Annotated in this window: 16 protein-coding genes; 8 read left to right on the forward strand and 8 right to left on the reverse strand. The window is 67.4% G+C overall.

Annotation, left to right across the window (positions count from 1 at the left end):
* Window positions 1-56: 56 nt before the first annotated feature.
* The 4 genes from ACTWQN_RS17415 (at window position 57) to ACTWQN_RS17430 (ending at window position 3,852) form a co-directional block, all read left to right on the forward strand.
* Window positions 57-2,408 (forward strand): sensor histidine kinase, encoded by a 2,352-nt coding sequence (locus ACTWQN_RS17415; protein ID WP_443204533.1) that lies wholly within the window; start codon window positions 57-59, stop codon window positions 2,406-2,408.
* 37 nt (window positions 2,409-2,445) lie between these two features.
* Window positions 2,446-2,862, forward strand: coding sequence for a roadblock/LC7 domain-containing protein (locus tag ACTWQN_RS17420; protein ID WP_443204534.1), 417 nt, complete (start codon window positions 2,446-2,448; stop codon window positions 2,860-2,862).
* 2 nt (window positions 2,863-2,864) lie between these two features.
* Entirely contained in the window at window positions 2,865-3,224 is a 360-nt protein-coding gene (locus tag ACTWQN_RS17425) for a DUF742 domain-containing protein (protein WP_443204535.1), read from the forward strand.
* Between the two features lie 91 nt (window positions 3,225-3,315).
* Window positions 3,316-3,852 carry a GTP-binding protein gene (locus ACTWQN_RS17430; RefSeq protein ID WP_443204536.1) on the forward strand — a complete coding sequence of 179 codons (537 nt, stop codon included), beginning with the start codon at window positions 3,316-3,318 and terminating at the stop codon, window positions 3,850-3,852.
* 73 nt (window positions 3,853-3,925) lie between these two features.
* Here ACTWQN_RS17430 and ACTWQN_RS17435 read toward each other — a convergent pair whose 3' ends face one another.
* From ACTWQN_RS17435 to ACTWQN_RS17445, 3 genes are all read right to left on the reverse strand, one after another.
* A complete protein-coding gene (locus ACTWQN_RS17435; RefSeq protein WP_443204537.1) occupies window positions 3,926-5,302 on the reverse strand; it encodes a tryptophanase in 1,377 nt (458 codons plus the stop codon).
* Between the two features lie 13 nt (window positions 5,303-5,315).
* On the reverse strand, window positions 5,316-6,452 hold the full coding sequence (locus ACTWQN_RS17440; RefSeq protein ID WP_504230364.1) for a tryptophan dimethylallyltransferase family protein: 1,137 nt from the start codon (window positions 6,450-6,452) through the stop codon (window positions 5,316-5,318).
* A 305-nt stretch (window positions 6,453-6,757) separates the two neighbouring features.
* On the reverse strand, window positions 6,758-7,399 hold the full coding sequence (locus tag ACTWQN_RS17445; protein ID WP_443204539.1) for a TetR/AcrR family transcriptional regulator: 642 nt from the start codon (window positions 7,397-7,399) through the stop codon (window positions 6,758-6,760).
* Window positions 7,400-7,678: 279 nt separating this feature from the next.
* Here ACTWQN_RS17445 and ACTWQN_RS17450 point away from each other — a divergent pair, with 279 nt between their 5' ends.
* Window positions 7,679-8,110: a hypothetical protein gene (locus ACTWQN_RS17450; RefSeq protein WP_443204540.1), complete on the forward strand. Its 432-nt coding sequence runs from the start codon at window positions 7,679-7,681 to the stop codon at window positions 8,108-8,110.
* Window positions 8,111-8,160: 50 nt separating this feature from the next.
* Here the strand turns inward: ACTWQN_RS17450 and ACTWQN_RS17455 are convergent, their stop codons facing one another.
* The 4 genes from ACTWQN_RS17455 to ACTWQN_RS17470 all read right to left on the reverse strand — a co-directional run bounded on the left by ACTWQN_RS17455 (window position 8,161) and on the right by ACTWQN_RS17470 (window position 14,016).
* Window positions 8,161-9,489 carry an MFS transporter gene (locus ACTWQN_RS17455; protein ID WP_443204541.1) on the reverse strand — a complete coding sequence of 443 codons (1,329 nt, stop codon included), beginning with the start codon at window positions 9,487-9,489 and terminating at the stop codon, window positions 8,161-8,163.
* A 190-nt stretch (window positions 9,490-9,679) separates the two neighbouring features.
* Window positions 9,680-11,086 (reverse strand): HNH endonuclease signature motif containing protein, encoded by a 1,407-nt coding sequence (locus ACTWQN_RS17460; RefSeq protein ID WP_443204542.1) that lies wholly within the window; start codon window positions 11,084-11,086, stop codon window positions 9,680-9,682.
* A gap of 663 nt (window positions 11,087-11,749) precedes the next feature.
* Window positions 11,750-13,087: an MFS transporter gene (locus ACTWQN_RS17465; RefSeq protein WP_443204543.1), complete on the reverse strand. Its 1,338-nt coding sequence runs from the start codon at window positions 13,085-13,087 to the stop codon at window positions 11,750-11,752.
* Window positions 13,088-13,365: 278 nt separating this feature from the next.
* Entirely contained in the window at window positions 13,366-14,016 is a 651-nt protein-coding gene (locus ACTWQN_RS17470) for a TetR/AcrR family transcriptional regulator (protein ID WP_443204544.1), read from the reverse strand.
* A gap of 122 nt (window positions 14,017-14,138) precedes the next feature.
* Between ACTWQN_RS17470 and ACTWQN_RS17475 the strand changes: the two genes are divergently transcribed.
* The 3 genes from ACTWQN_RS17475 to ACTWQN_RS17485 all read left to right on the forward strand — a co-directional run bounded on the left by ACTWQN_RS17475 (window position 14,139) and on the right by ACTWQN_RS17485 (window position 17,623).
* Entirely contained in the window at window positions 14,139-15,017 is an 879-nt protein-coding gene (locus ACTWQN_RS17475) for a shikimate dehydrogenase (RefSeq protein WP_443204545.1), read from the forward strand.
* On the forward strand, window positions 15,004-16,842 hold the full coding sequence (locus ACTWQN_RS17480) for a bifunctional sugar phosphate isomerase/epimerase/4-hydroxyphenylpyruvate dioxygenase family protein (RefSeq protein WP_443204546.1): 1,839 nt from the start codon (window positions 15,004-15,006) through the stop codon (window positions 16,840-16,842). Before ACTWQN_RS17475 ends, ACTWQN_RS17480 begins: the two co-directional genes overlap by 14 nt.
* A 112-nt stretch (window positions 16,843-16,954) precedes the next feature.
* Entirely contained in the window at window positions 16,955-17,623 is a 669-nt protein-coding gene (locus ACTWQN_RS17485) for an MFS transporter (RefSeq protein WP_443204547.1), read from the forward strand.
* Between the two features lie 23 nt (window positions 17,624-17,646).
* Here the strand turns inward: ACTWQN_RS17485 and ACTWQN_RS17490 are convergent.
* Window positions 17,647-17,959: DUF397 domain-containing protein (locus ACTWQN_RS17490; RefSeq protein WP_443204548.1), on the reverse strand; the 313-nt coding region annotated here is incomplete at its 5' end.

The following is a 17,959-nucleotide window of genomic DNA, read 5'->3' on the forward strand; positions in this document are numbered from 1 at the left end:
GATCACGACTGACATGGGCAGTCGTCATCCCCTGGATCGTCGTCGGCATCCTGTGGGTGGTCGGTTGCTCGCTGTTCGCCTTCGAAGCTGTCTACACGCAGCAGGTCGCCTCCGGTGTCCGGCAGATCTCGCTGCCCGCCGTGACCGCGCTGGACCACGTCCAGCGGGAACGGCTGCGCAGCCTGGAGGTCATCAGCCAACCCACCATGAACAGGTCGGACCTCCTCTCGCAACAGCGGGAAACCGACAACAGCCTGGCGGCGATGCAGGAGACGGCCGGTGCGCTGATCGAATCGGCGCCCGAAGAGATCCAGCGCCCGATGCGGGAGCTCACCGGCTACTTCGGCAGACTGCCCGAACTGCGTTCCCGGATCGCCTCCCAGCAGGCTTCGGTCAACGAGGTCAACGACTTCTACAACGGCCTGTTCGACACCGCCACCAGGCTTTTCGACGTGCAGGCACGCATCACGCCGGACGCCCAGACCATGCAGGGCGCCCTCACCGGTATGGAGATGTTCCGCGGTTCGGACACGTTCTCCCGCGAGGCATCCCTGGTCGGCACCGCGTTGGCCACCGGCGAGTTGACGCCGGACCAGTTCCGCCAGATGGTGGGGTACATCGACGCCCACCACGCGCTGGTGAGCACCCACGCCGACGCCCTGCTGCCCACGGTTCGCGACGATTACCAAGCCATGCTTGGCAGTCCGGCTTGGCAGCAGCTGATCGCCGCCGAAAACGCACTCATCGCCCGCGGCCCCTTCGAACGCGGCGATGCGGTCCCGGTTCAGGTGACGGACTGGCGGCGGATCACCAACGACGTCAGCACCGACCTGTCCGGACTGGTGCGCAACCAGGCCGACCAGGTGTCGGAATATGGTGTCGCCAGCGGTAATGATGCGCTGTGGACGGTGGCTTACGGCAGCCTGATCGCCCTCGCCGTCGCAATCGTGTCGTTCATCTTCGCCCGCCGGGTCTACCGGTCGGTCGTCGACGAGGCACTGCTGACCCGATTGCAGGGCCTGCGCTCCGAATCGCTGGACCTGGCGCAGAAGCTGCCGGAGGTGGTGCGCCGACTGCGCGACGGCGAGGCCGTCAACGTGGAAACCGAGATGGTCGCGCTGGAGAACTACGGCACCGACGAGGTCGGCCAGGTGGCCCAAGCCATCCGGCTCTTCCAGCAGGAAGCCGTGGAAGCCGCGGTCGGTGAAACCCGGGCCCGGCAGGGCGCGCGTGTGGTGTTCGTCGGCATGGCGCACCGCATCCAGCGGTTGCTGCGGCACATGCACGGCACCATCGACCAGTTGGAGCGCAACGAGGAGAACTCCGGGCAGCTGGCCAAGCTGTTCGACCTGGACAACTCGACCACCCGCGCCCGGCGCACGGTGGAGAACCTGCTGGTGCTCGGTGACCAGCAGCCGGGTCGGCGGTGGAGCCGACCGGTGCCGCTGATGGACGTGCTGCGTTCGTCGGTTTCGGAAATCGACCAGTACTCGCGGGTGGTCATCGGGCACGTCCCGGACGTCACCGTCAACGGTTCGGCCGTCGGCGACGCGATCCACCTGATCTCCGAGCTGATCGACAACGCGACCGCGTTCTCCCCGCCGCACACCCAGGTGCACGTGGACGCCACCGCGGTGGCCCGCGGCGTCGCCGTCGACATCGCCGACCAGGGCCTGGGCATGGATCCGGCGATCCGCGACCGGGCCAATTCGATGATGTCCGAGCCGCCGGAGTTCGACCGGCTGGTGCTGGAGAACAACAAGGCCGAGCAGTTGGGCCTGTTCACCGCTGCGCGACTGGCGCAGCGACGCGAAATCACCGTGGAGTTCGGCGTCTCCGCCTACGGCGGTACCCGCGCCACGCTGCTGTTGCCGGATCGGATGCTGGAATCCACCGCGGCCAGCACGAATGTCGGTAACGGCGCCAGCAGCAACGGCACCGACAGAGCCAACGGCAATGGTTACTCCGGCGGTGGCATCGAGCCCGAGAGTGGGGGCAAACACCAACTCGCCGAGCCGGCATTGGTGCCACGGCCGCGGGAATTGGGCTGGAATGGGGTCATGACTGACCAGCCCACCCCGTCGGCACCGAAGACGGCAGAAAGCGCGTACGAGTGGCCCATGGCGGAGCCGGGCCAGCAGTCCAACCCTCCCACCGCGCAGTTCGAGGCCGTGGTGGAACCTGAGCCGACCCCGGCACCCCAACCGGCCGCGGCTCCGCAACGGCGCCGGGCCGCGGGTGGACGTCCGCCGTTGCCCAAGCGCGTACCGCAGACCCATCTGGCCGATGGCCTGCGGGAGGACCCGGACCAGGAGGAGCAGACCGTCGTCGCTTCTCCGAGCAGGTTGGCGGGTTTCCGACGAGCATTCCGCGGCGGATTCGGCGACACGCCCGACGACCGCTCGTGAGCAGACCAGACAACAAGCAAGTGTGTGTGAGGTGGGCATGACCGAAACAGCTTCGAAACTGAGTTGGTTGTTGGACGATTTCGTGCAGGGTGTGCACGGTGCGGACCACGCGGTGGTGCTGTCCAACGATGGCCTGGTGATCGCCAAGTCCGTGGGTCTGGACAGGGACTCCGCCGACAAGTTGGCGGCCGCTTCGTCGAGCATGCGCAGCATCGGCAAGGGTGTCAGCAAGGACTTCGGGCGCGGCACGGTGGCGCAGACGCACGTCGAGATGGAAAGCGGCTTCCTGTTCATCTCCGCCGCGGGCAGCGGCGCGTGCCTGGCCGTGCTGAGCGCGTCGGAAGCCGACATCGAGTTGGTGGCCTACGAGATGGGCCGGTTGATCACCCGGGTCGGATCCTTCCTGTCGGCCGCTCCTCGTGAGCTGCGCGGCGTGGCGGCGGAAAGGACCTGACCGTGGACGAGGCGTGGTTTGACGATGAAGCCGGACCGATAGTCCGTCCGTACACGATCACGCGCGGTCGCACCCCCGGCAGGCACACTCGGCTCGATACCGCGACCCAGGTGGTGACTGTCGAGCCCCGTCCGGAGACACCAAGGCTGGAGTTGGCGCCGGAGCACCGGTTCATCCTGGACGCGTGCATGCGTCCGGTGTCCCTCGCGGAGCTCGCCGTCATGCTGGCCCAGCCGTTGGGCGTGGTCCGGGTCCTGTGCAGTGACCTGCTCGACCATGGCGCCGTCTTCGTGCGCTCGCCTCGTACAGAAGTCAGCCGAGAAATCTTGGAGCAGGTGTACCGTGGGCTTTGCAGACTCTAGCCTGGCCGGAGGCCGGCCACCCCAGAATGCCAACGACACGAGCAGAAACGGCACGGACGCCGAATCGGCGCCGATTCCGGTGAAGCTCGTCGTGGCAGGCGGTTTCGGGGTGGGCAAGACGACCCTTGTCGGTGCGGTCAGCGAGATTCCGCCGCTGACCACCGAAGAGGAGATGACCGTTGCCAGTGAAGGCATCGACGACCTGACCGGTGTGGAACGCAAGGAGACCACGACGGTCGCGCTGGACTTCGGGCGCATCACGATCTCGGACGAGATCGTGCTGTACCTGTTCGGCGCGCCGGGCCAGAACCGCTTCTGGCCACTGTGGAACGACCTGGCGGTCGGTGCGGTCGGTGCCGTGGTGCTCGTCGACACGCGGAAGTTGGAAGAAGCGTTCGCCTCGGTGGACTTCTTCGAACGGCGCAACATCCCGTTCGTGGTGGCGGTCAACATCTTCGACGACGCCTACCACTACGAACCGGAGGAAATGCGCGAGGCCCTGGTGATCTCGCCGGAAGTGCCGATCGTGATCTGCGATGCCCGCGACCGTGAGCTGGCGAAGAACACGCTGATCACGCTGGTGCGGCACGCCATCGACCGCACCCCGTCCGGCGTCGACGTCAGCTAAAACGAGGTGAAGGGCACCTTCTACCAACTAAGTTGGTGAAAGGTGCCCTTCACTGTTCGCCCGTGCGGAACGTTCAGACCGCGATGGGTTCGGCTCGGCAGCGGAACGGGCGGAGCACCGTCGGAGCGTGGGTCAGGCGATAACCTGGTACCTGCTCGGGGTTCTTGGCGATGCTCGCCAGGATGTCCCCGACGTATTCGAGGTGGCTGTGGTCGTAGACCCGGCGCGGTAACGCCAGCCGGACCAGTTCGAACGGTGCCGGGGTGACGACCTCGCGGTTGGCGTCCAGCTCACCGAGGTACAGCGAGCCCACTTCGGCGCACCGGATGCCGCCTTCCCGGTACAGCGCGCAAGCCAGCGCGTGACCCGGGAAGTGCCGCGGTTGCAGGTGCGGCAGCAGCCTTCCGGCGTTGAGGTAGATGCCGTGCAGCCCGGACGGGCGGACGGAGTCCACCCCGGCGTCGCGCGCGCGGTCGGCCAGGAAGGCGGCCTCCCGTTCGCGGTCGGCGAGGTAGTGCGGGTCGAGCACTTCGCGCAGGCCCTGGGCGAGTTGTTCGAGGGTGTGGCCGGTGAGTCCGCCGTAGGTGCGGAAGCCCTCGGTGGCGATGATGTCGACCTCGCAGCGGTCGGCCAGGTCCGTGTCGTGCAGGCCGATGAACGCCCCTTCCGGCGCGAGCCCGTCCTTCTTCAGGCTCGCCACCGCGCCGTCGGCGAGTTCGAACGCGCGCCGGGCGACGGCGCGGGGGCTCCAGTGGTGGTAGCCGGGTTCCCGCTGGGTGATCAGCCAGGCGTTCTCGGCGAAGCGCGCGGCGTCCAGGATCAGCGGCACACCGTGGGCGCGGGCCACCGCGCTGATCGCTTCGAGGTTGGCCATCGACACCGGTTGTCCGCCGCCGCCGTTGTTGGTGATGGTGACCAGGATCTGCCCGACCTGGTGGCCGTCCGGTCCGGCGAGGATGTTCTGCACCGCTTCGATGTCGATGTTGCCCTTGAACGGCTCGTCGCTGTCGAGGTCGCGGGCTTCCGGGCAGGGCAGGTCCCAGGCGACCGAGCCCAGTCGCTCCACATTGGCCCGGGTGGTGTCGAAGTGGGTGTTGCTGAGGCTGATCTTGCCCTGCCCGAGCAGCGCGGTGAACAGCACCCGCTCGGCGGCCCGCCCTTGGTGCACCGGGAACACGTGCCGGTACGGCACGATGTCGCGCACCGATTCGCGGAACCGGAAGAACGACTCGGCGCCCGCGTAGCGTTCGTCCGCGCGTTGCGCCCAGGCCTGCTGGTCGATGGAGACCGCGCCGGTCCCGGAGTCCGACAGCAGGTCGATGCTGACCTTGTCGGCCGGGATGTTGAACGGGTTGTGCCCGGCACGGTCGAGCTCGTGGATCCGCTGTTCCCGCGTGGTGATCGGGATCGGTCGCACGACCGCGGCGACGAAGGGCCGTAGATGCGCCATTCTGGCGTCCTCCCTAGAGGATTGCTGTTCTGTTCGCCGAGTATGGGGTGCTGTGGTTCGGCGAAGAGCGGGGCACCCGTTGTGCCGGGGGTGTGCCGCCGTATGCCTCGGAGGAGACGTAGACCGTGGTCCCGGTCCGGTTCGGACTCAGCCGCAGCGACACGTGCGCGAGCAGGCCAGCGTTGGCCTCCAGCGGCCGATCCGTGACCGCGGAGATCAACTCGTCGAGGAACGCCGGGGGGATGTCGCGCTGTCGGAGGTGCGCCAGCACCCGGTCCCGCGCCACGACGTCATCGCGCACGTAGTCCCGGATCGGCAGGTAGAGGCTGTAGTTGCTGGGTTCGTCCAGGTCGCCTTCGACGAAGGAGTAGCTGGAGACCAGCGGGCGGCCGAGGAAGATCGGCGTGTCCCCGGCCAGCACCGAGCAGAACTCGCGCACCTGCCCGGGGTCGATGTCGCGCACGGCGGATGCGGCGAACTCGGCGTCGGTGGGCTGCGCGGCGTACTGGCTGATGTAGAGCTTCACGCGGGACTGCGGGCTGCGGTCCAGGTCGAGGGCGAAGAAGGTCAGGTGGTCGACTTCGCCGCGCTGCAACGCGTATTTGCTGACCGTGTCGTAGGCGCCGGGCATGCCGAGGCGCTCGAACGCCTCCCGCACCAGGTGCGGTGCCTCATCGGCGCCGCGCACCTGGGGGTTGAAGTACACCTTGAACTTCGGTGCGCCGTCGGCGTCGAAGATGAACGAGAACCACCAGGAGAACTTGCCCTGCGGTTCGGCGGAGGAGAACAGGTCCCGCACCGAGTGCAGCCGGTCCAGGGAGAGGTCGTAGCGGCCTGCCAGGGAATCGATCAGGTCCTCGGCGGCCTGCAGGTTGACGGCGGGGCCGGGGTGGGCCGGGAGGGTTTCGGCCAGGATCCGGAGGTGACGTGCTCCGTCGTCCTCGAACTGGATGGAGAACTCGATCGGCGTGGCGTCGTCGGCCACATCGGACGGCCACAGCGGCGGTTCCGACAAAGGTCGTGAATCCGCAGCTCCGAGGACATCACCGAGCAATCGGATCGGGTGGGTTTCGTCGACGCCCAAGACTTGGCAAAGGTTCCGCATCTGGTTTTTGGTTAAGTCACCCAGTGTGGCACCGATGTCGCACATTACAACCCCGATCCATGTGATTTGAGCGTGCAACAAGCTGCATTTAAAGTTACGGTCGGTCACGATAATACGTCCAATGTTGAACTACCACCCCCGCCGGGGTGATCTTGGGCGTCTCTTTATGTACATGATGGAACGTCTCTCAAATGCGCAGCGTGACGAAAACATTCGGACGCGCGGCCGAGATCAACTCGTAATGCGTTTGCGGTTCCATACTCCAATTGCAACTGCTAGGAGGTCCAAAAAGGACAGTTGTGAACAATCACCCGAACCGTGCTCGCATCTGGTCGCCCAGCGCCGGTTATTCAGCCGTTGTCCAAGGGGTATTGGGGTCGACGGAACAATGGAATCAGCACGTCATCGACTATCTCGACGATGATTTCGTCCGGAATCGGAACCCCGTTGAACAGGAAGTGGTGGCGCAGCAGCGCTTGCCCGGCCTCCAGGCGGCGCGCGGTGACCGCCGCCGGGTCGATCTCGCCCCGTTCGACCGCCCGCTGGGTGATCTCCTGCATCCGTCGACGGCCCGCCCCCTGCGAGTGCCGCCGCGTCTCGGCGGTCCGAACCGGATCGTGCAGCACATCGCTGAGCACGCCGCGCAGCGCCTCGCCCGCCGGACCGGCCAGCAGTTCGGCGATCTCGCGCAGCACCGCGAGCAGGTCGCCGCGCAGGCTGCCGGTGTCCGGTGTGGACGACGCGTCGGGCAGCAGGTGGCACACCGCGTCCATGACCAGTTCCATCCGGGTCGGCCACCGGCGGTACAGCGATGCCTTGCCGGTCTTCGCCCGCTCGGCGACCCCCTCCATGGTCAGCTTCGCGTAGCCGTGTTCGGCCAATTCGGCGAGCACCGCTTGGAAAATGGCGTCATCCAAGGCCTTCCCGCGTCGCCGCGGCCGCTTGCGATGGTCGATGGCGTCGTCCGGTAGCACGGTGTCATCCAACGGCACGGCGGTCCTCCGGAACGCTGAACTTAGAAAACGGACCGTTCTCTACCAGAGTAGCTGCGTCGAGCCAGCCGCACAACGGCGGTCAGCGTCCCGATCACCTGTGTCCGGCCGATGGTGTCAGACCTGTCGAGGAGGGGTCTCCGGTAGACTTCTTCGGCCGGGGCAAGAGTGGAAGCGAGAGTCTTGATGGCACGTGATGCGGACCGCGACGGTTCCGCCGGAGGGATATCCGGGGTCTTCAGTCGGGTAGACCCGTTCTGCTGGGTTGCGGTGGTACCGATGCTGCTCCTGGCCTTGGTCACCACACTTATCGGCGTGCCAGCACTGGGGTTGGTGCTGCTGGTCCTCGCCCTGGTGGTGCTGGGCTTCGACATGTGGGTGAACAACCGCCGCAAGGCGCGGTCCCACCGCCAGCCGCCCCGCCGCTCGCGCCGCGACGATCACGACGACCTCGACTTCGAACCACCGCGCCGCGCTCCGGCCCGGCGGCCCGCCCGCCCGGAGCGCCCTACGACAGCCCAGCGCGGCGGCACCCAACGCGGCAGCGCCCAGCGAGATGGGGCCCAGCGAGATGGGGCCCAACGAGGCGGTACGCAGCGCGCCGCGAACCCGCCGCGCCGCAACAACGGTGCAAACGGTGCCAGCGGCGCCGGGCAGGGTGGTCGACCGCAGCAGCGCCCGGCTGGCGGACGGCCCGGCGCCCGTCGCTGACGGCCGCGTCGCCCTGCTGGGCAACGCGGCCATCGGAGCCGAACTGGCGGTTAGCGCGATACCGCCGCAGATTCGGAGCTCTCGTAGACGGCGAACTCGTCGGCGTCCGGATTGCGGGCGAGCAGCAGTCCGATGGTGGTGAGCACCGCGGTCGCCGCCAGGTAGATCGCCACCGCGACCCAGGTGCCGAATCCGGCCAGCAGCGCGGTGAACACCAGCGGCGCGACTGCTCCGCCGACCACCCCGGCCAGCGTGTACGCCAGCGAGCTGCCGGTGTAGCGCAGGCGAGGCGAGAACTGCTCGGTGAGCAGCGCCGCTTGCGGCCCGTAGAGCATGGCGTGGATGCCCAGCGCGATCACCATGCCCAGCGCGATGACGATGAACGATCCGCCGCTGATCATGGGGAAGAACACGAACGGCCAGATCGCCGCGGCGATGGTGCCGACCAGGTACATGGTGCGCCGGTTGATGCGGTCGGACAGGGCGCCTGAGGCGGGGATCAAGAACAGCTGGAACGCCGAGCCGATCATGACCACGGCAAGACCCGCGCTAGCGGGCATGTCCAGTTCGGTGGTCAGGTAGGTGAGTACGAAGACGGTGAACAGCGAGTACAGCACGTCGGGGCAGATCCGGATGAGCACACCGGCGAGCAGTGCCCGCGGCTCGTTGCGGAAGACCTCGGTCACCGGTGCTTTCGGCTGCTCACCGCGCTCGGCGATCTTCTTGAACACCGGCGTTTCCTCAAGCTTCATCCGAAGCCACAGTCCGAACAGGACGAGCACACCGGAGAGCAGGAACGCGACGCGCCAACCCCAGGACTCGAACTGCGCGGTGCTGAGCACCAGCGCCAGCAGCGCCAGCACCCCGTTGGCCAGCAGGTTGCCGGCAGGCGGTCCGATCTGCGCTGCCGACGCCCAGAAACCGCGCCGACGAGGATCGCCGAACTCGCTGGAGAGCAGCACCGCGCCGCCCCATTCGCCACCGACGCCGACACCCTGGGCGAATCGCAGGATCACCAGCAGCACGGCGGCGTACCCGCCGATCATGGCGTGGGTGGGCAGCAGCCCGATCAGGAATGTCGCGATGCCGGTGAGTAGCAACGTGAGCACCAGCACCTGCTTGCGGCCGAGCACGTCACCGAGCCGACCGAACACGAACCCGCCCAACGGACGCGAGAGGTAACCGACGGCGTAGGTCGAGAACGCCGCCATGGTGCCCGCGAGGTCATCCCCGGACGGGAAGAAGAGCTTGCCGAACAAGGTCGCAGCGGCCACCGAATAGGCCGCGAAGTCGTAGTACTCAAGCGTGGTTCCCGACAGACTCGCCACGAACGCGCGGCGTAACGAGCGCCGGTCAGCGGTCTCCACTGGGTTTGTCATCGCGGGGTTTGTCATCGTGCCGATCCGATCTCGTGCGTCCTGTGATGCGGATCGCTAAAAGCTAAGGATTGTTGAACGATCCGTCAATACTCTTGTTCCCGATTAGACTGAACGGCGTATTGCGTTCGGTGAAACCGTCGAATGCGGAGGCGCGAGAAGGCCCAGTGGTCCCTTCACCTGCACCTGGGCGTCATGATTCGCCCGCCGGGGCGCGTTGGGCAGGGATGAGGCCCCGGAGGTTGTCGCGATGGGCGGCGGGGAGGGCTTTGCCGCCTGGTCGCGGTGTTCGTCTGAAGTCCACTGTGGATGGTGGGATGAACATCGGGCGTCCGTCGCGGATGGTGATGTCCCACCGGTGGTTGTGGATGACGCGGTGGTGGTGCGCGCAGAGCATCACCATGTTGGACAGTTCGGTGGGGCCTCCGTCGATCCAGTGGCGAATGTGGTGGGCGTCGGGCGTTCCCGGTGGGCGGTCGCAGCGGGGGAACGCACAGGCGCCGTCGCGCTGGAGCAGCGCGACGCGAATTTGCGGTGGCGCGGTGCGTTTGCCGCGCCCGACGTCCAACGGCAGGCTGTCGCCGCCCATCACCATCGGCAACACATCGCAGTCGCAGGCGATTCGACGGACGTTCTCGGCGGTGATGGACTGCTCGGTCGAGTGCAGGGTGCCGGGCATCCCGTGTTCGTCGGCGAAGCCCAGTCCTCGTTTGAGGTCGTTGAAGTCGATGGTGATGGCCAGTTGCGGCCGCTGGCCCCCGGCCCGGGGCGTCCGGTCGGAATCCAACGCGAGATCCAGCATCGCGGCGAAGCCGTCGGCGTTGCGCTGCCCAGCGGTGCGAGGATCCTTCTCGCCGTCGGCTTCGGGACGGGGCGCGGACAACGGCTCGATCAACGCGGCGAACTTCGCGCCGGTTTCCCGGTCGAGTCGCGCTTTGATGACCGTCATTCCGTCGCGTGCGGTCGAGTAGTGCAACTCCCGCGCTTCGTGCTGGGCTTCTTCGTCGCGGTAGGCGCCGTCCTGGTCGAGCAGGTAGCGGATGCGTTCGGCAACCTTGGCCAGGTCGCGCGGCGGCATCTCGCGCGCATACCCGGCCAGCATCGACTCAACCTCGCCCACCCGGTGGCAGCGGGCGTATTCCGGCAGCGCCCGAATCCCGTCGACGATCACACGCGCATGCTCCAGGCTGATCGCCCCCTCGGCCAGAGCTTGAGCGGTGGCGGGCAGATCAGCAGGCATGATCTCGCCGTAGGAAGTGGCCCGATCCTCAACATTGCGCGCCACCACGACACGGGTCTTAGCGTCGCGATGATTGATGTTGAGCAACTCCCGCAACCACACAACCATCGACCGCGCCCCGTGCTCCGCCGACAACCCCCGATGCTCCGCCTCGGCGATCAGCTGCAACTGCCGCATCATCACAGCCCGCAAAGTCCGCTCGGCCTCGGCGATCCCAGCAACAATCTCGCCATCCGAGCACGACACCACCGCCGACCGGGCACCAACGGTGCCCAAGGTCGTCTCCTGAGTGCCAATCAACGGTGCCATGCCCCAATTATCCCGCACTCGAACGCACATTCGCACGCATTTCCAGGTCACTTGATCAGGTGAAACCCACGCCAGAGACCGAAACCGCCAGCCACACAACAAAAAACCACAACTCGCCGCCAGGCGACACGACAGAACAACCCACCCCACACCTAATCCCCACTCACAAACAACCCGCCACCACGCCCAAACCACCCCGTAGCCACCTAAAACCGCAACCCACCACGCCAAAGCAACAACCCACAAGAACCCGCCACCCCTGCCAACCCCGCCCGAAACCGCCACCACGCCACCCAGCGCAACCCCCACGGAACCACCCCAAACCAACCCAAAACAGCCCCACCCCACCCGAAAACGGCCACCCAGCGACGCGGACGAGCCGATCCCACACCGGGCCATCCCCGCGATCCACAGCCAAACCGGGGACGCGTGCCGGATGTCAAGCCGTTCACCCCCGAAGGGGCGGCCGCAGGCCGGGCTTGACATCCGGCGCGCGGCCCCCAAAATCCACCGTTCGCGGGGATGGCCCCCCAACTCCAAACGTCAAAAAGCCCCAACCACGCCCAAAAACCGACCCCAAAGCCAAACCCGCCCCACACCACCGAAAAACCCAGCGCCAACAAGGCCCGAACCAACACCCCACCCAACCCCACGAACCCCGACAACAAAAAGGGGCGCCCGGCCCAACGCCGGACGCCCCACGATCCGCCAACATCACCCACCAGCCGCAAGAACCGACCGATCCACCTTCGACACCCCCAACTCCTCGGTAGGCACCCGGTAGGTCTCCCGCCCGCTGGCCACCGCAAGGATGTTCAGCACGCACAAACCGGCGGTGAACAGCGCGACGTTGATCCAACCGTCCCGCCCGCCCCCGATGGCCTCGGCGATGCTGGGGGAGAACCCACCGAGCGCGAACCCGATCTGCGTCCCCACCGCCATCCCGGAAAGCCGCACCCGAGCGGGGAACATCTCGCCGTAGAAGGCGGGCCAAATCCCGTTGGTGGCACTGTAGACGACGCCGAACAGCAGGATTCCGATCGCGAAGATCAACCCGTAGTTCCCGATCGACAGCGACCACAGGTAGCCGAACATCAGCACCGCACAACCCAGCGAGCCGCCGATGAACACCGGCTTGCGCCCGATCCGGTCGGCCAGTCCCGCCCACAGCGGAATCGCGAACAGCGCGGCGATGTTGGCCAGCACGCCGACCCACAGGATCGGCGTCCGCGCCAGTCCGACGGTGTTCACCGCGTAGCTGAGCGCGTAGACGGTGAAGATGGTGCTTACGGCGGCGATCACGGACGCGACCACGACGCGCAGCACGCTGGCCCAGTGGTCGCGGAACAGCGGGGCGAGCGGTGTCCCGGCCCGCTTGGTCTCGCCAGCCGCGATTTCCCGTTCGAAGACCGGTGTTTCGTCCAGCTTGCTGCGGATCACCAGGCCTGCGATCACCACGCCCGCGCTGAGCCAGAACGGCAGTCGCCAGCCCCAGGTCAGCAGGTGCTGTTCGGGTAGGGCGGCCACCGGTAGGAAGACCGCGGTCGCCAGGATCTGCCCGGCTTGGGTGCCGCTGAGGGTGAAGCTGGTGTAGTAGGCGCGGCGGTTCGGCGGCGCGTGTTCCAGCGACATCGAGTTCGCGCCTGCCTGTTCACCGGCCGCAGACAGGCCTTGCAACAGCCGGAGCGCCACCAGCAGGATCGGTGCGGCCACGCCGATCTGCTGGTAGGTCGGCAGGCAGCCGACGAGCACGGTCGAGATGCCCATCAGCAGCACGGTGAACACCAGCACCCGCTTGCGGCCGAACACGTCGCCGATGTGGCCGAGGATGAAGGCGCCGACCGGCCGGGCCAGGTAGCCGACGCCGAAGGTGGCCAGCGCGAGCAGCGTTCCGGTGGCGGGATCGGCGGCCGGGAAGAAGATCTTGTTGAACACCAGCGCTGCGGCGGTGCCGTAGATGAAGAAGTCGTAGTACTCCAGGGCGCTGCCGATCCATGCGGCGATGGCGGCCTTGCGCGGCTTGCCCTGCGTGGCGGTCGGGTGGTCCGTCACTTCGAAACTCCAGGAGTCCGTGCACCGTTGCTCAGACCGGCGACTTATGAACCATCTAGTTAGTCACCAAAGGTTGGAGTGCGGCGTGCCCCATGTCAAGAGCTTGTTTCGCCGCCGACTTCGGCCCAGTTCCCGAAGCTGTCCCCATCGGGCTAGCTGACCAGCGAAAACGCCGGATGCGGCGAGATCAGCGGTGGGCGAAGCCGTCGAGCAGCGCGGCCACGCCGAGGTCGGAGCACGAGGACATGATGATGATGGCCAACTTCGTGATCCGCTGATCAGCAGGTGGTGAGGTAGTCGAGCACCAGGTCGCCGAGCATTTTGCGGTAGTGGTCGCGGCGGTCCGGGGCGAGCATGTCGCGCTGGAAGATCGCCTGGAACGTGTAGCGGTTGGCGGTGCGGAAGACGCAGAACGAGCTGATGACCATGTGCACGTCCAGGGCGTCGACATCGTCGCGGAACTGCCCGCTGGCCCGGCCGCGTTCCAGGATCCGGCCGAGCACCTCCACCGCCGGATTGGCCAGGCCGGGCAGCAGGTCGGATTTGGTGAGGTGCTCGGCGCGGTGGATGTTCTCGATGCTGACCAGGCGCAGGAAGTCGGGGTGCGACTCGTGGTGGTCGAAGGTCAGCTCCGCCAGCCTGCGGATCGCCTCGACCGGGTCCAGGCCTTCGACGTCGGCTTCGCTCTCGATGCCGCGGATCACCGAGTAGGCGTTCTCCAGCACGGCGAGGTAGAGCTGTTCCTTGCCGCCGAAGTAGTAGTAGATCATCCGCTTGGTGGTGCTGGTGCGGGCGGCGATCTCGTCCACGCGGGCACCGGCGTAGCCCTTGTCGGCGAACTCCTCGGTGGCCACGTCGAGGATCTCCGCGCGGGTCCGGTCGGCATCGCGGTGCCGGATCTCGCGGGTGTCGGACGTCGGTGCAGCCACAGCGCTCCCTTGCGGTTTGGCACTCCGGGCCCACTGTAGTGCAGCGGGTCTTCCCGGATCCGAGGTCGCACCCTACAATTAACTAGCTGGTTCGTTAATTAGTCTAGGTCGGAGAAGACCAGGTGCGCAGGCAGGACAGCTACCTCATCGGACTCATCGGAGCGGGCATCGGCCCGTCGCTGAGCCCACCGCTGCACGAGCGCGAGGCCGATGAGCTCGGGCTCCGCTACCTCTACCGCAGGTGGGACCTGGACGTGCTGGGCGAGCCCGCCGATGCGATAGGTGGACTGCTGACCGCCGCGCGCGTCGCCGACTACGACGGCCTCAACATCACGCACCCGTGCAAGCAGGTGGTCGTCGAGCACCTCGACGAGCTCGCGCCGGACGCCGCCGCGCTGGGCGCGGTGAACACCGTCGTCTTCGCCGAAGGACGCACGATCGGCCACAACACCGACTGGTCCGGCTTCGCGCGGAACTTCAGCCGAGGACTGCCGGACGTACCGGTGGAGCGCGTCGTGCTGCTCGGCGCGGGCGGTGCCGGTGCGGCGGTCGCGCACGCGATGCTGACCCTGGGCACCGGGGTGCTCCGGGTCCTCGACGTCGATGCGCGCCGCAGCGGCGCACTGGTTGAGTCGCTGCGCGCCCGCTTCGGCGCGGACCGGGCCGAAGCGGGTCGCTCCGACACCGTTGCCGAGGCGTTGACCTGGGCGAACGGTCTGGTGCACGCCACCCCGACCGGAATGCTGGGGTATCCAGGCCTGCCGGTGCCCGCCGAGTCGTTGCGCCCCGGGTTGTGGGTGGCCGACGTCGTGTACCGGCCGTTGGAGACCGAACTGGTCGCCGCCGCGCGGGCCAGCGGCTGCCGGGTGCTCGATGGCGGTGGCATGGCGGTGTTCCAGGCCGCCGACTCCTTCCGGCTGTTCACCGGCGTCGAGCCGGACGCCGAGCGGATGCTGAGCCACTTCGCCGAACTGGCCGGAGGTGTGCATGTCCGCGCGTGACGCCCGGCGGGTGATCGCCACCGTGTGCCTGTCCGGCACCCTGGAGGACAAGCTGTTCGCGGCCGCGGCGGCCGGGTTCGACGGGGTCGAGATCTTCGAGAACGACCTGATCGCCTCCGCCGCCTCGCCCGCCGAGATCCGGCAGCGCTGCGCCGATCTCGGGTTGACCATCGACCTGTACCAGCCGTTCCGGGACTTCGAAGCGGTCCCACCGGAGGTGCTGCGGCACAATCTGCGCCGCGCCGAGCGGAAGTTCGACGTGATGCAGCAGCTCGGCGTCGACCTGATGCTGGTGTGCTCGACGGTCTCGCCGGACGCGGTGGACGACGACGAACTCGCCGCCGAACAGCTGCACCTGCTCGCCGAACGAGCCGCCGCGCGCGGCATGCGCATCGCTTACGAGGCGCTGGCGTGGGGCCGGTTCGTCAACACCTACGACCAGTCCTGGCGGATCGTGCGCCGCGCGGACCACCCGGCGCTGGGGCTGTGCCTGGACAGCTTCCACGTGCTGTCGCGGGGTAGCGATCCGACGCTGATCCGCACGATTCCCGGCGAGAAGCTGTTCTTCCTGCAGTTGGCCGACGCGCCGCGGCTGGACATGGACGTGCTGCAGTGGAGTCGGCACCACCGGCTGTTCCCCGGCCAGGGCTCCTTCGACCTGCCGACCTTCGTCGCGAACGTGCTGGCCACCGGTTATCGGGGTCCGCTGTCGCTGGAGGTCTTCAACGACGTCTTCCGGCAGGCCGACCCGAAACCGGCGGCGGTGGACGCGATGCGGTCGTTGCGGCTGCTGGAGGAACAGCTCGGACTGCCGGTCACCGGGTTGGCACCCGCCCCGGAGCTGGCCGGTTACGCCTTCGCGGAACTGGCGGTGGGGGAGGACACCAGCGATCGGCTCGCCGAGGCGCTCACCGCCCTCGGCTTCACGTGCACCGCAACGCACCGCAGCAAGCCGGTGCGGCTGTGGGAGCAGGGCGGTGCCCGCGTGCTGCTCAACTCCGATTCGTCCACTTCGGACGGTGCGGCGATCGGGGCGCTGGCGGTGGAAAGCGCGGACCCGAACCGCTCGGCGCGGCGTGCCGATGCGATGCGTGCACCGATCCTGCCGCGTTCACGCGGCCCCGCGGAGGCCAACCTCTCGTCGGTGGCGGCACCGGACGGCACCGAGGTGTTCTTCTGCCGCACCGGCGCCGAAGACGCCGCGAACTGGTTGGCGGACTTCCCCGGTGCCGCGAGCCCATCAGCGTCGGGGCTCGGCATCACCGGCATCGACCACGTCTCGTTGACCCAGCCGTTCGACCACTTCGACGAGGCAGCGCTGTTCTACCGCGCGGTCGTCGGACTGGAGCCGGAACCGATCTCGGAGTACGCCGCGCCGTTCGGGATGGTGCGCAGCCGCGGCGTGATCGACCGGGCCGGTTCGGTGCGCATCGCGCTGAACGGAACGCTGGTGCGCCGTGGTGAGTGGGCCCCGGCGGTCCGCGACCCGCAGCACATCGCGTTCGCCACCGACGACGCGCTGGCCACCGCGCGGGCGTTGCACGAGCGCGGTGCCCCGGTCCTGCGGATTCCGGACAACTACTACGCCGACCTGGAAGCGCGGCTGGACCTGGATCAGGAGCTGCTCGCCGCGCTGCGGGCGAATTCGGTGCTCTACGACCGCGACGAGCACGGCGAGTTCCTGCACCTGTACACCGAACTGTTCGGCTCGCGGATCTTCTTCGAGGTCGTCCAGCGCATCGGTGGCTACCGGGGCCGCGCGGTGGCGAACGCGCCGATCCGGATGGCCGCGCACCGCAGGCAGCGCTTGGCGAACACCGGCTGACCGGACGATGCCCGGCGGGCTCCGCTCGCGCGGACTTGGGCGATCCCGCAACGGTGCGCGCTTCGCAGCAGAACGTGGCATGGGTTGATCAAAGGTGGGCTATGGTGGGCGCATGCCCGTTACACCGCCAGAGCGCAATGACGCACTCTCGAATGAAGGTCACCCCTGGTGGACGCTGATCGGGCCCGGATTTGCCACGATCATCGGCCTGTTCATGCTGACCGCGGTCTACCGCACCGACTTGATTTCTCCCGTTCAAATGGAACTTGGCTTGTCGGGCCCGGAGTTCCTGGTGGAGGGCATCGTCGCGTATCTGATCGCAGCCGCGATCGCCTTTCCGCTCGGATTCCGGCTCGGCGCGCGTTTCCTGATGGCGGTGACCTTGCCTGCGATCGGTGTCATGCTCATCGGTGTGCTGCTGATCGCGTTCGGCGGTGGCGCTGGCATGTTCCTGGTGGGGCGTGTGCTGAACGGGCTCGGCGCGGGCGCGGCTATCGGAGTGACCACGGCGCTGGTGCAGGGGATCAGGGAGCGGCGGAGCATCGCGGCCGCAGTGGTGGCGGCTCTTGGTGTCCTGGCTGTGGTGGTCGCCCCGTTGATCAATCAAGTGATTTCGGGCGCGCTCAGTTTTCGCTTGATGTTTCTGGCGGCAGTGCCGTTCTTGTTCGCCGCGCTGATCGCAAGTGCCGTCATCGGGATCGTGCAGTTCGCCGTGGCCAAGCGCCCCGCCCAGCCAGGCCCGTACGGCATGCCGTACCCGTCGCCGGGACCTCGCCCCTGAACCATGACATCGGCGGCGCGGCGTCAGGTGAGGTCGTCGAATTCGCCTGCTTTGACGCCTTTGATCCAGGAGTCGATCTCGGCGCGGGTGAACAGGATCATGCCTGCTTCAGGGGCGTTGCTGTTGCGGATCGCGATGCGGCCGTCAGGCAACGCAGCAGCCTCGACGCACTGACCGCCACCGTTGCTGCCACCGCCTGAGAAGCTGCTCTTGCGCCACTGGACCTCGTCTAAGGGGCTCACCGATGCCATGGTGACCGCCACCTCGGTGCCGGACCCGGCAGGTTGACCCGGGGGTCGTGTGTTGGCAAAACGGCTCCGCACCCGGTTACCACGA

The organism is Saccharopolyspora antiqui, assembly GCF_052246905.1.
Classification (GTDB): Bacteria; Actinomycetota; Actinomycetes; order Mycobacteriales; family Pseudonocardiaceae; genus Saccharopolyspora.

Bases quoted from the DNA above. Each gene is read 5' to 3' on its own strand.
- ACTWQN_RS17420 (WP_443204534.1), top strand. From the start codon at position 2,446: ATGACCGAAACAGCTTCGAAACTGAGTTGGTTGTTGGACGATTTCGTG.
- ACTWQN_RS17435 (WP_443204537.1), bottom strand. From the start codon at position 5,302: ATGGCGCATCTACGGCCCTTCGTCGCCGCGGTCGTGCGACCGATCCCG.
- ACTWQN_RS17440 (WP_504230364.1), bottom strand. From the start codon at position 6,452: ATGTGCGACATCGGTGCCACACTGGGTGACTTAACCAAAAACCAGATG.
- ACTWQN_RS17450 (WP_443204540.1), top strand. From the start codon at position 7,679: ATGCTGCTCCTGGCCTTGGTCACCACACTTATCGGCGTGCCAGCACTG.
- ACTWQN_RS17455 (WP_443204541.1), bottom strand. From the start codon at position 9,489: ATGACAAACCCAGTGGAGACCGCTGACCGGCGCTCGTTACGCCGCGCG.
- ACTWQN_RS17480 (WP_443204546.1), top strand. From the start codon at position 15,004: ATGTCCGCGCGTGACGCCCGGCGGGTGATCGCCACCGTGTGCCTGTCC.
- ACTWQN_RS17485 (WP_443204547.1), top strand. From the start codon at position 16,955: ATGCCCGTTACACCGCCAGAGCGCAATGACGCACTCTCGAATGAAGGT.